Annotated in this window: 11 protein-coding genes; 2 read left to right on the forward strand and 9 right to left on the reverse strand. The window is 68.9% G+C overall.

Going from position 1 to position 15,317, the window contains the following annotated elements; translation table 11 throughout:
- Positions 1-197 precede the first annotated feature (197 nt).
- Together VF106_RS21525 and VF106_RS21530 are read left to right on the forward strand one after the other, a co-directional pair.
- Positions 198-464: a hypothetical protein gene (locus VF106_RS21525; protein ID WP_330841572.1), complete on the forward strand. Its 267-nt coding sequence runs from the start codon at positions 198-200 to the stop codon at positions 462-464.
- Between the two features lie 21 nt (positions 465-485).
- On the forward strand, positions 486-2,012 hold the full coding sequence (locus tag VF106_RS21530) for a carboxylesterase/lipase family protein (RefSeq protein WP_330841573.1): 1,527 nt from the start codon (positions 486-488) through the stop codon (positions 2,010-2,012).
- Position 2,013: 1 nt separating this feature from the next.
- Here the strand turns inward: VF106_RS21530 and VF106_RS21535 are convergent, their stop codons facing one another.
- From VF106_RS21535 to mdlC, 9 genes are all read right to left on the reverse strand, one after another.
- The gene (locus tag VF106_RS21535) at positions 2,014-2,688 is read right to left on the reverse strand and encodes a hypothetical protein (protein ID WP_330841575.1); all 675 of its coding nucleotides are present in this window, start codon (positions 2,686-2,688) and stop codon (positions 2,014-2,016) included.
- 56 nt (positions 2,689-2,744) lie between these two features.
- Entirely contained in the window at positions 2,745-3,236 is a 492-nt protein-coding gene (locus VF106_RS21540; RefSeq protein WP_330841576.1) for a cupin domain-containing protein, read from the reverse strand.
- Positions 3,237-3,243: 7 nt separating this feature from the next.
- Positions 3,244-4,188 carry a cysteine synthase A gene (gene cysK, locus VF106_RS21545; protein ID WP_330841577.1) on the reverse strand — a complete coding sequence of 315 codons (945 nt, stop codon included), beginning with the start codon at positions 4,186-4,188 and terminating at the stop codon, positions 3,244-3,246.
- A gap of 21 nt (positions 4,189-4,209) precedes the next feature.
- Positions 4,210-4,821 (reverse strand): serine O-acetyltransferase EpsC, encoded by a 612-nt coding sequence (epsC, locus tag VF106_RS21550; RefSeq protein ID WP_330841578.1) that lies wholly within the window; start codon positions 4,819-4,821, stop codon positions 4,210-4,212.
- Positions 4,818-5,729 carry a DMT family transporter gene (locus tag VF106_RS21555; RefSeq protein WP_330841579.1) on the reverse strand — a complete coding sequence of 304 codons (912 nt, stop codon included), beginning with the start codon at positions 5,727-5,729 and terminating at the stop codon, positions 4,818-4,820. Before VF106_RS21555 ends, epsC begins: the two co-directional genes overlap by 4 nt.
- A 16-nt stretch (positions 5,730-5,745) precedes the next feature.
- Positions 5,746-9,744 (reverse strand): amino acid adenylation domain-containing protein, encoded by a 3,999-nt coding sequence (locus VF106_RS21560; protein ID WP_330841672.1) that lies wholly within the window; start codon positions 9,742-9,744, stop codon positions 5,746-5,748.
- 913 nt (positions 9,745-10,657) lie between these two features.
- Positions 10,658-11,833, reverse strand: a complete 1,176-nt coding sequence (locus VF106_RS21565) for an MFS transporter (RefSeq protein WP_330841580.1) — start codon at positions 11,831-11,833, stop codon at positions 10,658-10,660.
- 8 nt (positions 11,834-11,841) lie between these two features.
- Positions 11,842-13,515 (reverse strand): tryptophan 2-C-methyltransferase, encoded by a 1,674-nt coding sequence (gene tsrT / locus VF106_RS21570; protein ID WP_330841581.1) that lies wholly within the window; start codon positions 13,513-13,515, stop codon positions 11,842-11,844.
- Between the two features lie 138 nt (positions 13,516-13,653).
- The gene (mdlC, locus tag VF106_RS21575) at positions 13,654-15,297 is read right to left on the reverse strand and encodes a benzoylformate decarboxylase (RefSeq protein WP_330841582.1); all 1,644 of its coding nucleotides are present in this window, start codon (positions 15,295-15,297) and stop codon (positions 13,654-13,656) included.
- Positions 15,298-15,317: the final 20 nt, after the last annotated feature.

Raw genomic sequence — 15,317 nt, forward strand, 5'->3', positions numbered from 1 at the left:
TGAGATGAACGCGTCTTTCGGGACATCGTCCGTGGCGGCCCATGTGCCGGGGACAACACCGATGGTCTGGCCACTGAAAATCGGAGGCGGGTCACGGGGGTCCTGGGGGAGGATGGTTCTTCTGATCATCCAACGAAGGAGAATGCGTGACTTACGCTTCACAGGAAAACTCTTCAGCGCCACAGGGAGCGCGCGCGGTGGTGCGGGTATCACCGAATCCCACGACCGAGCGCGGTCAGCGGGTGACGATCACCGGGCATTGCGGTGGTGGCACCGGGCTGCGCGCCATCATCAGCGGCATCAACGACAATCCGGTCCTCGAGGACGTCACCATCACCGAAACCGGGCCGGAGCGGTTCGTGGCCACGGCACGGCTGCGGGAAACCGTCGGTAACGGCGTCGGGCCCGTTTTCGTCGACTGTGGCGGTGAGCTCGGCGTGACGCTTCTGGTCACGCACGTCTGATTCTCCACGTAAGCTGGTGGCATGCGTCTGCTACTGGGGGTAGCGCTCGCGGCCGCACTGATGCCCGCTGCGCCAACGGATCCGCTCGTCGTCCGCACCGAAACCGGCGTGGTGCAAGGGTTCTCGGACGGATCTGTCAACCGATTCCATGGGATCCCTTACGCCAAGCCGCCTATCGGTGACCTGCGTTGGGCGCCGCCGGAACGGCCCGAGCACTGGCAGGGGGTGCGGGACGCGACGCAGTTCGGCCCAGCGTGCCCGCAGGCCGCCACCGGACCGCTCGTGCCGGACCGGCGTGCCGAGGACTGCCTGTACCTGAACGTCACCACGCCGGCCCGTGGCGGCAAGGGAAAGCCGGTCATGGTGTGGCTCCACGGCGGCGGGTTCAACTCCGGCGCAGGCGAGCTGTACGACCCCGCCCGTATCGCCACCCACGGCGATGTCGTCGTGGTGACCGTCAACTACCGGCTCGGCGCGCTCGGGTTCCTCGCCCATCCTCGGCTTGGCGCGAACTTCGGGCTGCAGGACCAGGTCGCGGCTCTGCGCTGGGTACGGCAGAACGCACGCGGATTCGGCGGCAATCCCCGAAACGTCACCGTGTTCGGCCAGTCCGCGGGCGCCATGAGCGTCTGCGCGCTGACCAGGTCGCCGCAGGCGCGTGGCCTCGTCGACCGGGCCATCGTGCAGAGCGGGACCTGCTCGACGTACTGGCCGAAACACGGCGTCGCGCCGAATCTGGGGCCGACTCGTATTTTCGTGCCACGGTCGGACGCCGAGACGACCGGTGCGGCCGCGGTCGCCCACTTCGGCTGCGACCAGGTGCCGGACGAGTTGGCGTGCCTGCGGGGAACCGACGCGGAGGACTGGGTCGCGAGCCCGTTCAACAACCAGCTCAGCCTCGTCGCCTACGACACGGACTTCCTGCCCGAGGACCCGGCCACCGCCGCGCCCACCCGCATTCCCATGATCATCGGGAACACCCGCGACGAGATGCGACTGTTCGCGATCCTGCAGATGTCGTGGGGGTTCACCCTCGACGAGGCGTACTACCGGTTCGTGGTCGGCGACGCGTTCACCGACCCGGCGCCGATCCTGTCCACGTACCCCGTTGGCACGGAGCCGCACGCGGCCGCCCTGGCGTGGTCGGCGGTGATGACCGACGCGGGTTGGACGTGTCCGAGCATCGCCGACTCCTCGGCTCTGAACCGGCCCGGCCGCCCGCCGGTCTACGGGTACGTGTTCAACGACCGTGACGCGCCGCTCTACCTGGACGACGGTGCCATCCCGATCCCGACGGACTTTCCGACCGGCGCGCTCCACGGGGCCGAGCTACCGATCCTGTTCGTCGACGAGGTGCTCCCCCCGGCTCAGGAAACCCTGGCGCGACAGATGATCCGGTACTGGACGCGGTTCGCGTGGACTGGCGACCCGAACGGTCCCGGGCTCCCCCGCTGGGCGCCCAACCGCGACGGCCGGACCATGCTCGGTCTCGACACGGGAGCCATCGCGCCGGTCGACGTCGACGCCTACCACTGCGACCTGTGGTAGCTCACCAGTGCTCCATGCAGCACTCGATGTGCAGCTTGGACACGGGGTCGCGGCGGTCGGGGATCGTGTTCAGCCGGCCGATGAGGAGCTGGGCGCAGGTGTGTCTCGTCGAGTCCTCCGCGAGCCGCGCCGGGCTGTCCTCGGCCAACTCGCGCACTTGGTCGCCCTCGAGTTCGAAAGCCCGGCGGCTACCGATCAGGAAAAGCGTGTTGGCGGCGACCTTCCAGCGCAGGTGGTCCTGGTAGTCGTGGTAGCGGTACTTGGGCGTGTGGTCGGCGGGCGTGAGCTCCGGGAACGGTTGGGCGGGCAGCCGAACCGTGTGGGGGACCGCGTTCGCCAGCCGGGCGCGGACTTCCTTCCACCGGGACACCGGGAAACCGAGGCTGTGGTGCAGGAGAACCAGGTCGAGCCGGGGATCGCCGCAGTAGTCGCCACACGTGTGGTCGGTGGCACGCAGCGGCAGGTACACCATGCTGTGCCGGGACCTGGCCGCCAGCCACCACGCGGTGGCGAGGTCGATCGTCGCGGCCTTGTCCACGGTGAGCTGCGCGCCGAACAGGTCCTTGTACAGCGGCGCGTGCCTGATCGGCCGTGCCGGGCGGATCACCCGGTACTGCTTGCCGCCCAACCGGACCGTGCTGACGAGCGTCCGCCACTTCGTGCCTTGGAGCTTCACACGACAGAAGGGTAATCCCGGCAGCGTCGCGTGCTGCCGGGATTTACATCCTCGGGTCAGTGACGGCCCCAGCCGGGAACCGAGCCGTCCATGGACAGCTCGTACTGGTCATACCGGGTCATCAGGTCCAGCAGCTCGTCCTCCGTCGCCCTGCGACCGTCCGCGTACAGCTCGGCGAGGCCGCGGAAGTACTCCTCGCGGTTGATCGCGGGGGTGAAGAAGATGAGCATCGTGGCCCGCTCGTCGTACGGGTTGCGGAAACCGTGCGACATGTTCTCCGGGACGTTGACGAACGTGCCTTTCGGGGCGTCGAAGGTCTTCCCGTCGAGGTGCAGTTCGACCACACCGTCGAGGACGTAGAACGCTTCCAGCTGCTCCTTGTGGATGTGCGGCGACGCGCCGGGCGCGCCGGCGTCCATCCGGTGCTCGAACAGGCCGAACCGGTTCTCGGTCCAGTCGCCGACGGCCTTGAAGGTCGTCTGGGTCGTGGTGCCGATCTGCACCGCCTCGCCCTCGCCGGGCATCAGGATCTTGGGCAGCTGAGTCATCGTGAGCTCACTCCTCGGTGGTGTCGAACCATGACAGGTACCGCTCGCCGGTGTCGGGAAACACCGTCACGAGCGTCTTTCCGGCGTACTCGGGCCGCGTGGCGAGCACCCGGCACGCGTGTGCGGCCGCCCCGGAGGAGACGCCGACGAGCAGCCCGGCGGTGCGGGCGAGCTCGCGTGCGGTGGCGAAGGCGTCGTCGTTGGACACGGTCAGGATCTCGTCGATCACGTCCCGATCGGTCGTTGGCGCGACGAAACCGCCGTTGAGTCCGGGGATACGGTGGATGCCGCCCCATCCCTGGCTGAGGACCGGGGAATCCTCCGGCTCGACCGCCACCACGCGGATGTCCGGGTTCTGCTCCTTGAGGTAGCGACCGATGCCGCTGAGCGTGCCACCGGTGCCGATCCCGCAGACGAGGACGTCAACGCCGCCCTTGGTGTCGGCCCAGATCTCGGGGCCGGTGGTGGCGTAGTGCGCCTGCGTGTTGTCCGGGTTGTCGTGCTGGCAGGCGAACCACGAGCCGGGCCGCTCGCGGTGGATCTCCTCCGCCTTCTCGATCGCGGCCACGTAGCCATTCTCGTACGGTGTGAGCACGATCTCCGCCCCGAACGCACGCAGTAGCTGGATTCGTTCCCTGGTCGCGCTGTCCGGCAGAACGATCACACAGCGGTAGCCGCGCGCGGCGGCCAGGGCGGCCAGCGAGATGCCGGTGTTCCCCGACGACGCCTCCACGATCGTGCCGCCCGGTGCCAGGTCGCCGCGCTTCTCGGCGGCCTCGATCATGTAGAGCGCGGTGCGGTCCTTGACGCTCGACAGCGGGTTGGCCATCTCCAGCTTCGCGTAGACGGCGGTGTCAGACTCCCCGGCACCGAGGTCCAGCTTGACCATCGGAGTGCCGCCGATCAGGTCCTCCAGCGACTCGGCGAGCCGCTTCTCGGTCAGTGTCGACACGGGTGTCTCTCCGTTCTCAGGTCACCAGGCGGGGAAGTCGACCGGGGTGCCGACCACCGCCGCGAGGCGGTGCGGCCGGGACCCCTGTTTGCGGCGCGGTTCGGCAATCGGGGCCAGGACGCGGGAGCCGGGCGGCACGTCGTCGATGACGAGGGCCTGTGCGCCGACGACGCTGTCCGACCCGATCGTGACGGGACCGAGCACGGTGGCGTTGGCGCCGATCACGACCCGGTCGCCGACCACGGGGTGGCGGCGCGTGCCTACCGGGCGCTTCCGGTCGTGCCACCAGCCGACCGAACCGAGCGTCACCTGGTGGAAGATCGTCACGTCGTCGCCGATGACGGCGGTCTCGCCGATCACGACGCCTGCGCCGTGGTCGACGAAGAAGCCGCGCCCGATCCTCGCGCCGGGGTGGATCTCGATGCCGCCGGACAGCAGCCGGGCGACCACGGACACGAGGCGGGCGGTGCGGCGCAGGCCCTTGCGGTAGAGCCGGTGCGCGCCGCGGTAGGTCCAGACCGCCAGGACGGACGGGTGCAGCAGCGCCTCACCACGCGAGGTGATCGAGGGATCGCGGTCCCGGATCACGTCGAGGTCGGCCACCGCGGCGCGGTACCAGCTCCTCAGGCTCATCGCGTGCCCTCGGACACGGCGGCGGGCTCGCGGCGCGGCAGCTTGAGGCGGTTCTCGGCGTACCCGACGCCGAGCAGCACCACCAGGCCGCCGATCAGCAGGTTCCACGTGACCGGCTCGCCGAGCAACAGCACGCTGATCGCCACGGCGGCGACCGGGACCACGTAGTTGACCGCGGACGCGGTGGTCGCGCCGACGTCACCGATGAGCCGGAAGTACAGGATGTAGGCCAGGCCGGTGGACAGCAGGCCGAGGATCACGATGCTGACGGCCACCCGGCCGGTGAGCTCCGGGGTCTGCCAGGCCAGGAACGGCGTCACGACCGCCTGCAGCACGGCCGCGGCGGTGAGCTGCGACGCGGCGAGCGACATCGGGGGGAGGCCGTGCGGTGACAGGAACTTACGCACGTAGACGAACCCGACCGCGTAGCTGAGCGCCGCGCCGAGGCAGGCCAGCTGCCCGCCGAGCGAACCGAAGGCCTCCCGCCACGGACCGATCACCACGACCACGCCGACGAAGCCGACTACCAGACCGATCGCCTTGCGTGGAGTGGCGCGCTCGGCGGACAGGGCCACGGTGGCGATCGTGAGAGTCAGCAGCGGCGTACTCCCGATGAGCACTCCCGCGATACCGGCTCCGGTGGTCTGCTCTCCGTAGGACAGCAACAGGAACGGGATGACGTTGCCGAACAGGGCGGCTCCGGCCACATGGCCCCACAGACCGGCCCCGCGTGGCAGGCCGACCTTGCGCAGCCCGACGATCGCGAGCAGGACGGCGGCGCCGAGCACCAGCCGGGCGAGCACGAGCTGGCTGGGCGTCAGCCCCTCGAGGGACACCTTGATGAACGTGAAGCTGCTCCCCCACAGCGTGGCCAGTAGCAGGAAGCGAGCCAAGGACGCGTTGTTCATTTCTCTCCTCGACAACTCAGTAGTTCGGGGACTTGCGCAGCAGGTCTTTCCGGTTCACGATCTCGGGGATGTAGACCTGGTCGGTCCACCGCTCCTTTTCCACCGGCTCGAGCGCGATGGAAATGACTCCCTCGTCGCACTGGAAGGCACTCGTCACGGCCTTGGTGACGGCCGCGACCAGTTCTTCCTGGCGCTCCGCGCTGAGTGCGGTCGGGAAATGCTTGATACTCACGTGGGGCACCACGGTCTCCTTCGTGTCGACGGGCAGGCGTTGCTGAATTGAGCTGACCAGCTCGCCGAGCCCCGGCCCGGTGAGCAGTTCGTAGTGGTCGGCGTCGAGTTCCACGACGGCCGGCGGCTCGGCCGAATACCCGCTGCTGTTCTCGATGAACGAGTAGTCGTCGCCCTGTGCCTTGAAAATGGTGATCGGGGCGTTCACCTTCCGGCGGGCGAGCTCGTGGAACTCGTACCGGAAGCCGTAGGTGCGACGCACGACCCCGGTGATGCGGCGCACCAGGTCCGGGTCGAGGTCGAACGTGTCCGCGACGAAGCCGGTGAAGCTCTCGTCGTCCTCCGCGACCCGCAGGCACTCCGTGAGCGCGGGGTGGTCGATGCCGCCCGCGAAGACCGAGAACAGGATCGTCACGAACGCTCTGTCCTGATAGGACGGTTCGCCGCTGCCGGCCACGTCGAGGATCGGGGAGCCCGGCGCGATCAGGAACAGGTGTTCCACCCGCTCGCCGGCCTGCTCGAGCTGGTAGGCCGTCTCGAACGCGACCCTGGCCCCGAACGAGTACCCCCACAGCGTGTAGGGGCCGGTCGGCTGCACCCGCCGGATCGCCGCGACGTCGGCCGCGGCCATCTCCTCGATCGTGGCGTACGGCGTCTCGTCCTCGTTGACGCCGTGTGCCTGCACGCCGTAGAAGGGGCGGCCAAGGCCGTTGTGCGCGGCGAGCTGGCGCAGGTTCATGGTGAACCCGCCGAGGCCCGGCCAGCAGAACACGGGCCGCGCCGACTGCCCGGACGCCGCCAGCCGCACGAGGCGGGATGCCGACCCGCCGCGCTCGACGCGGCCGGCGAGCTTCTGGACGGTGGGCGCCGCGAACAGCACCTGCAGCGGCAGCGCGGTGCCGAACTCCTTGTTGACCCGGTTGACGAGCCCGACCGCGATCAGCGAGTTCCCGCCGGACTCGAAGAAGTCGTCCGTCACCGAAACGGTGTCCCGGCGCAGCAACTTCCCCCAGATGGCGGCGATCCGCACCTCGGTCGGCGTCGTGGGCGCGACGAACGGCCGGTCCCCGCGTCCCACGTCGGTCAGCGTGGACCGCTCCAGTGCCTGGACGTCGATCTTCCCGTTCGCGGTGAGCGGCAGCGCGTCCAGCACGACGACCTTGTTGGGCATCATGTAGTCCGGCAGGAAGGTCGCGAGATCGTCCTTGATCAGCTCGGTCGGGCCCTTCATGTGAACGGCGTCTTCCTTCATCCCGGTGCTGCGAAGCTGCTCCTCGCTCACCCGGCCGCCGACGAAGAAGTACGACGGCGCTGCCACACCGCCGAGAACGGCGTCGATCCGACGGTGCGACGGCAGGTCGTGGCCCGTCTTCGAGCTGTACCCCGACGACATGAACCCGAGCCCGCTGTCATTCATCATCAACCGCTGCAGCGTCCTGCCCAGATCGACATAACGAAGTGCCTCGCGCTGGTTACGGCTCAGCACGGTGACGCCGAAGCTGGACCGCTCGTACGCCTGCTGGTTGATCGCGATGACGTGCTTCCTGCTCACCAGCTCGGCCGAGACGAGCCGCAGGTCGCCGTTCTCGTACCGGTACTGGCCTGCGGGCAGGTCGACGATCCGGCCGGGGTGGGACTGGACGTAGATCTCGACGTTCTCGTCCGGCCGGTGGCCGGCGTTGGGCACCACGTCGAACGTGCCGAGGTAGTAGTCCTCGGCCGCGACCTCGAGACGGTCCATGATGGACGGTGCCGGCTCGGCGGCGGTGACGTCCATGCCGTACTCGGGGAGGATCTCCTCGAGCAACCCGACCAGGTGACCGGCCTCGATCTCGAGAACCTCCTGGATGTTGTTCTTGTAGACCGGCTCGATCGCGCTCTTCCTGCCGACGAGGTGCAGCCGTGCGCCGGACCGCCCCGGCGTGCCGGTCTTCGCGCGGATCAGGACCAGCTGGTGGCTCACCGGGTGGTAGTAGTAGAACCCGGACCGCAGGCCGGCGACACCGTCGAGCTCCAGGTACAGCTGGGTCGCGTACAGGGCGCCCGGCGAGGCGTAGCCGTACTTCGGCAGCAGCCGTTCGTCGCTGTGGAACTGCCCGAAGTACCGGATGATCTCGCCGAGCTCTTCGAGGTTCAGGTCGCCGGGCTCGCGGGCGCCGGTCGCCGGGACCTGCCGGGCGAGCAGCCGCAGGAGGTCCGACTTCGTCACGTCGCCGCCCTCGTAGAACCGGTAGGTCTTACGGGCGAACACCCGCTGCCGCTGCCGTTCGGTCGGCACCCGGCCGGGCAGGTCGAGCACGTGCCGGCCGCGGAGGTCGTCGCGGCAGCCCGGGTTCGACAGCTGGGCCTTGACCTGCAGGCGGCTCTGCTTGGACTGGTGGTGGGCGCCGTGGTTGCCCTGGTCCATCAGCGCGGCTTCCCTGGGGTTCAGCTCGACGCACGCGATGAGGTTCTGGAAGCCGGTGTGCGGGTCTCGCTTGACGACCACCGCCGCGTTCCGGACCCAGTCGTGTGCCTCGACCGCATGCCTGATCTCGTCCAGCTCGACACGGAAACCACGCAGCTTCACCTGGTTGTCGGCCCGCCCGGCGTACTGCACGGTGCCGTCGGCGTTCCAGTACACCCGGTCACCGGTGCGGTAGAGCCGGCCGGCGGTCGGGTGGTCGATGAACCGTTCGGCCGTCAGCTGCGGCTGGTTCAGGTAGCCGCGCGCGAGCTGGACCCCGCCGATGTACAGCTCACCGACCTCGCCGACGCCCACCGGCACGTGGTTCTCGTCGAGGATGTGGTACTCGGTGTCGGCCACCGGGGTACCGATCGAGATCGTGTCGGGCCCCTCAGCGAGCTGGTCCCGGTCGACGGTGAACGCCGACGAGTTGATGGTGCACTCGGTCGGGCCGTACAGGTTCACGAGCTCGGCGGACGGCAGCTCCGCCAGGGTCTGCTGCGCGAGCGTGCGGGAGAGCGCCTCCCCACCGCTGAAGATCCGGGTGAGGGACGTGCTGGTGTGCAGCCGTTCGGTGTCCACCAGTGCCTGCAGGAGGGTGGGCACGCACTGCAGGGTCGTGACGCCGTACTCGTTGACGGTGTCGATCACCAGCTCCGGGTCCCGATGGATTCCGGGAGCACCGACGACGACCCGACTGCCGAACGCCGGCGCGAGGATCTCCCACTGGGCGGCGTCGAAGCTCATCGGCGTCTTCAGCAGGATGGTGCTGTGCTCGTCGAGTTGGTAGGTGTCGGCCAGCCAACGCAGCTGGTTCACCACACTGCGATGCTCGACCAGCACGCCCTTCGGTTTTCCTGTGCTGCCGGAGGTGTAGACCACGTACGCCAGCCCGTCCGGCCGGGGTCCACCCACGACCGCCCCGCGCCCCGCCACGTCCCGCGGGGTGACGACCCGAGTGCCGGCCGGGGCGAGCTCCGCCAACCGTTCCACCAGGCCGTCCTGGGTGAGAATCACCTTCGGCCGGGCGTCCTCGACCATGTAGCGCAGCCGGTCCTCCGGATACTCCGGCGACAACGGCAAATAGGCACCACCGGCGGCCAACACACCCCAGGCACCCACCACGGTCTCGACCGACGGCTCGAGAAAGAGCCCGACGAAGTCGTCCTCGCCAACACCGAGGTCCTGTAAGTAGGAGGCTAATTCGGCTATTCTGGTTTCCAGTTCCAAGAATGTGAGACTTTCACCCCTGAAACTGACGGCGGTACGCTCTGGGTGCGCTCGAACCTGCTCACGGAGCAGATCGGGAAGGCATGCGTCACCGGAAAGGACAGCCATCGTCTTGGTGTGCTTCGTGGTGGGCAACTTCTCCTCTTTCGGCTCGGGTCATCACCAACGGCTGCTACACACAAGGCAAGAGTGGCGGCAATTAGTCCCCACGAGCAACGAAATCAGTTCAGTTTCCCGGATGCGTCTATCAGCATTCTTAATTCAGCGCACTGAATGCACATACAACCCTGAAGTCCATTAATTGTGACGCGCGCTACATCCCGAAGGACGATTTCGACAATCGGCCGATGTTTCAAGGGTGCTCTTCAGGACATCTGCGGAACCGGCCCTGGCCGAGTGAGGTGCGGTGAGGGAGCTTCCTCACGCCGGGCGTCACGAAGGACGCATCCTTCCTCGCACGGCCACCGACTCGAACCGCCCGCGAAACGGGCACTTCCCGCAGTCAAACCACGAAACCGCCGCCCGGGCTCAACGCCCCGACATCGCCCGAGACCGTTTCATGATCAACGCCAACACAGATGGTTGCGTAGGCATCCCCCACCCATACCCGGGGGGCCACCCCGAGGCCATCGTACCAACCCACAGAGACAAAACCCCAGGTCGCGGGCCCCTGTGGACAACTTTCGGTGGCCAATGCGAGCGAATGGGACACTCGTGCGCCAACCAGCCAACTGGCAGTCGCCGGTTCGGTGAGCGCGGCGGTAAGAGCGGGCGCTTCCGGGGTGCTGCGAACGGCGCGTTCAGGACGCTGTCGGTGTCCTCAAAGGCGCGATCGAGACGTTGAACGTCCCTATCGCGGCGTTCCAGACATCGTTGCGTGTCGCGAATGCTGCGCCTCACGGTCGGACAGGCGCGGCCCCGCGAAGCGGGGCGCGGCGATGCGTTGAAGGGCGCCTTCCACACCGGGTGCGTGAGAAAGGCGTCCTTCATCGCGTGGCTGCCGCGCCGAGCGGGGCAGGTACTAGGGAGTCCGTTCCGCGAAGCGTTGTCCCGCTGGGACGCCGAAGGCGACGAGGCAGACCATGGCCGCGACGACGCACATCGACGCCATGGCGAGAGGGAAACCCGCCTGGCTGGCGAGGAAGCCGAGTAGTGCGGGGCCGAGCAGCTCGCCGGCGCAGGAGGCCGACGCGGTTCGGCTGATCGCGGTGCCGCGTTCCTCGGTGCTCACGTGGCGGCCGATCAACCCGTACACGGTGGGGGTGGCGATCGAGATCGCGCCGCCGACGACGACGAAGGCCAGCAGGGCGTACGGGACCTCGGTGGTGAGGGCCAGCAGCAGGGCGCCCAGTGCGGACAGTGTGCCGGACACGAGGAGCACGACGCGTTCGGTGGTTCGGCACGTCAGCCAGTGCCCGCCCAGTCTGCCGGCCATCATCGACGCCGCGAACAGGCCAGGGGCCGCGCCGGACAGTGCTGGCGAGGCGGATGCCACCTCCGTCAGGTACACCGCGCTCCAGTACTGGACGCCGCTGGCGATGAGCATGGTCAGCCCGCACACCAGCCAGCACGCGATGATCGGGCGGACGGGGCGGCGGGGCGGCGGGGTCGAGACCGCCGGCCGTTCGGCGGGGCCGGCGGGCAGTGTCCCGCGTGCGGCGAACAGGCCGGCGACGACCGCCACCGCCACGAGAAGTGCCGGGTACCGAACGGACAGATCCGCGAGGCGCGCCGCTCCGGTGGCCAGGCTGGCGCCGACCACGGCCAGGCTGAACACGGCGTGGGCGCGGCTCATCAGCGGGTGGGCGTTCTCGCGCTCCACCGCCGACGCGAGGGTGAGCGCCGACACGTTGCACGCCCCGGAGCCGAATCCGAACAGGGTCACCGTCACGAACAGCGACGGCACCGAGTCCGCGAACATCGGTAGCGGTGCGATGATCGCGAACATCGCCACGGCGCCAACGGCGATCCGGGGACCCCGGCGGTCCACGAACCTGCCGACCGCGAACATGGCCGGGATCGACGCCACGGCGCCCGCGGCCATCACCGCGGTGAGCTGGCCGGTGGAGGCTGCCGACGCGACCAGGATGTCCGGGATGGACGCCAGGTAGGTGCCCCACAGTGTGCCGTAGACGGCGAACACCGTGAACACGAAACCCACGCGGAGGCGGACCCCACCGGTGGTGGACAAACTCATTGAGTCGGTCAGGCCACGAGTCCCACGAGGTTCGCCTCGTTCAGGATGCGCGCCCGGTCACGCCACCACGAGTAGTAGGCGCCCCGGTAGCCCAGTGCGACAGCCAGCCGGAGGTACGGGTTGTCCGCGTACCTGTTGTCGTCCTGGCCGCCCACCTCCATGGCGGGCAGCGCCACCCGGTAGTGCTCGGACTCCGGCACGTAGTCCCGGATCCAGCGGATCGTGTTGACCCATCGGCCGTCCGGCCGGGCGATCGTCTCGGGGTCCTCCGGCAGGTCCGGGGAGAAGTAGAACACCGGACGGACGCGACCGTCCTCGTCGAACCAGAACTGCCGCTCGTACTCGGCCATCGACGCGCACGCCGCCCGGGGTTTCAACAGGATCGGGCCGCGGGCCGAGTTCGACTGCAGGCCGGGGACGACGTGCCTGCCGTCGGACTGGGCGGCCATGCGGATGCCGAGCGGCGCGTGCGGGAAGACCTGCAGCCCGAGGGTGTATCCGACGACCGTGGTCGGCAGCGCGAGGGACTCGTCGACGGCCCGCCGGACCGTGTCGAGGTTCTCCCCCGGCAGGCCGAGCAGCAGTTCGGTGGTGATGAGGATGCCGCGGTCGGCGAGCATCCTGGTCACCCGGCGGACGTCGTCGATCGTGTAGGCCAGACCGGCCCGCCCGCTCGGCAGCGACCAGGACGCGAACTCCTCACGGCACATGTGCTCGGCCGACAGTGAGACGCCCTTGCAGCCCGCCTCGGCGAGCAGGTCCGCCAGCTCCTCGTCGAACGGCACCGGGTGCGCGTAGATCCACAGTCGGAGCTTGGCCAGCTCGCCGCGCCCCCGTTCCCGGCGGGCGATGATCTCGCGCAGGATCGCCTTTCCGTGTGATGGCTGGATGTTGAACTCGCTGTCAGTGGTGTGCACGTCGTGAATGCCTTGCGCGACAAGCACTTCGAGCTCGTCGACGACGACCTCCGGGGTTCGCCGCGACACCCGGGGGCCCTTGGCGTCGGGTTCGACGCAGTGGTTGCAGGCGAACGGGCACCCGTTCTTGGTGAGCAGGTTGCCGAGCCCGCCCCGGTCGTAGTACTCGCGGTTGTCGACTCGGTTGGCCAGCCCGGACCGCCGCCGGTACGGCATCACCATCTGCTTGCCGAGTGTCTCGCCCGCCACCGGATGCGCGCCTCCCGACGGCCGCACGCGCACACCGTCGTTGATCAGCAGGCCCGGCACGGTGTCCGCCGACCGGCCCTTCGCCAACGCGTCGGCCAGGTCGCACAGGATGATCTCACCGGGTCCCTTGACCCCGTATGGCACGCGGAAGTACTCCATGGCCGCGTACGGCATGGACGAGAACCCGGCGCCGCCCAGCACGATGGGCGCCCCGGTCTCCGCACGGATCGCGTCGAGCACCGCGAGGTGGTCCGGCAGGAACACCCGTTGTTCCTGCGGCTGCACGCTTCCCGCGTTCCGCAGCGTGACCCCGACGAGCAGTGGGTCGTGCTTGGCGAAGTACTCGGCGAGTCCCCAGTCGTCCCGCCGGAAGGTCAGGTCCAGGACGTCGACGTCGAACCCCGCGTACTCCAGGTGCGAGCACAGGATGTCCAGCGCGTAGGGCGTGACCCCTGGCAGGACGAAATTCGGGTTGACCAGCGCTACGAGACCTCGAGAATTCCGTGACGTCGCCATGGCCCCCATGAAATCAAGCCGGCCGGAACGATCTCAAAGATCCTGACTCCGCATTGTTCAGTGCACGCAGTACGAAATGGACCGAACCCGAGAATTGGGGGGCGGCCACGGCCACCCCCCAATTCCTGACGAGAATACTCAGAGCCGGAACAGGCCCGGGTCGTCGACCACCACGTCGAGCAGCATCGGGCCGTCCGCGGTGAGCGCGGCCTTCAGCGCGGCCCGCAGGCCGTCCGGGGACTCGATCCGCTCGGCCGGGCAGCCGAACCCTCTCGCGAGAGCCGCCATGTCCACTCCGGACAGGTCCCAGCCTGCCCGCCACGCCTCCTGGTCGGCCAGGTAGTACTTGAGCGACAGGTACCCGGCGTTGTTGGGGATGATGAACGTGACCGGCGCGTTCTGCTGCGCCGCCGTCCACAGCGCGTGCAGTGTGTACTGCGCCGACCCTTCACCGAGCACCGCGACCGCGCGCCGCTCCGGCCGGGCGATCGCGTAGCCCACCGCGCCGGCGAACGGGAAGCCGAGCGCGCCGCTCGCGGTCGCGTAGTAGCCGTTGGACGGTCCGAGCGGGACCTGCTCGTGGAAGTCGGCCCTGGCGATCGGCAGCTCCTCGAACAGCACCGCGTCCGCGGGGAGTTCCTGTGACAGCACGTGGAACAGGTAGGCCTGCGTGATCGGCGTCGACGGTTCCGGGACCGCCACCGCCTGCCTGGCCGGCGGGCGCTCCACCGGCTCGCGCTGCTCGGCCAGTGCCACCAGACCACGCACGGCCGCGCCCGGCTGGCACACGAAGGCAGCGTCGGCCATCGACCAGGCCGCCGCCTCCGGGTCGTCGGTGACGTGCAGGAACCGGGTGCCCTCCGGCAGCTTCGGGGTGTCCGACTGGTCAAGCTCGGCCGCGTCGGTCGAGAACAGGTCGGCGGCGGTGAACAGCGTGAACGTCGGGCTGCCGAGGACCGCCACCACGTCGTGCTCGGCGAGCTTCGCGGAGATCAGCTCCGGGATCGGCGGCAGCACGCCGGCGAACAGCGGGTGCGTCTCCGGGAAGCTGCTGCGCGGCCACACCGGGCTGCCCCACACCTTGGCCTGCAGCTTCTCCGCCAGCCGCACCAGGTCGAGGCGCGCGCCCTGCGCGTCGACGGTCGGGCCCGCGACGAGGCCGGGGCGCTCGGCCTTGTTCAGCTCCTCGGCGATGAGCGCCAGCACTTCCTGGTCCGGCACGGTCGCCGCCCGCACGGTCTTGGCCGGCACCGGGCTCGGGCCAGCCGGCCGTACCCAGTCGTCCTCGGGGACGGCGACGAACACCGGACCCTTCGGGTCCTGGTTGGCGATGTGGTAGGCCTTGGCGATGACCGCCGGCACGTCCTGTGGCCGGGCCGGCTCGCCGGCCCACTTGATGTAGGGCTTCGGCAGCTGGGTCGCGTCCCGCGCGTGCAGGAACGGCTCGCCGAGCAACATCTTCCGCGCCTGCTGCCCACCGAGGATCACCATCGGCGTGTGCGCGCTCGCGGCGGTGTAGATCCCGCCCATCGCGTTGCCGAGACCGGGACCGCCGTTGATGAGCACCAGTGCTGGCTGGCCGGTGGCCTGCGCGTAACCGTCGGCCATGCCGACCACCGACGCCTCCTGCAGACCCATCACGAAGCGCATGTCGTCGGGCCACGCCTCGAACAGCTTCATCTCCGTGTGGCTCGGATTGCTGAACATGGTGGTCAGGCCGAGCTGGCGGAAAAGTTCTAGGGTCGCTTCCCGCACAGTCCTGGCACTGGTTCCGTCCGTCATCGGTTGACTCACTCCTGGGT

The organism is Actinophytocola sp. (assembly GCF_036378875.1).
Classification (GTDB): Bacteria; Actinomycetota; Actinomycetes; order Mycobacteriales; family Pseudonocardiaceae; genus Actinophytocola.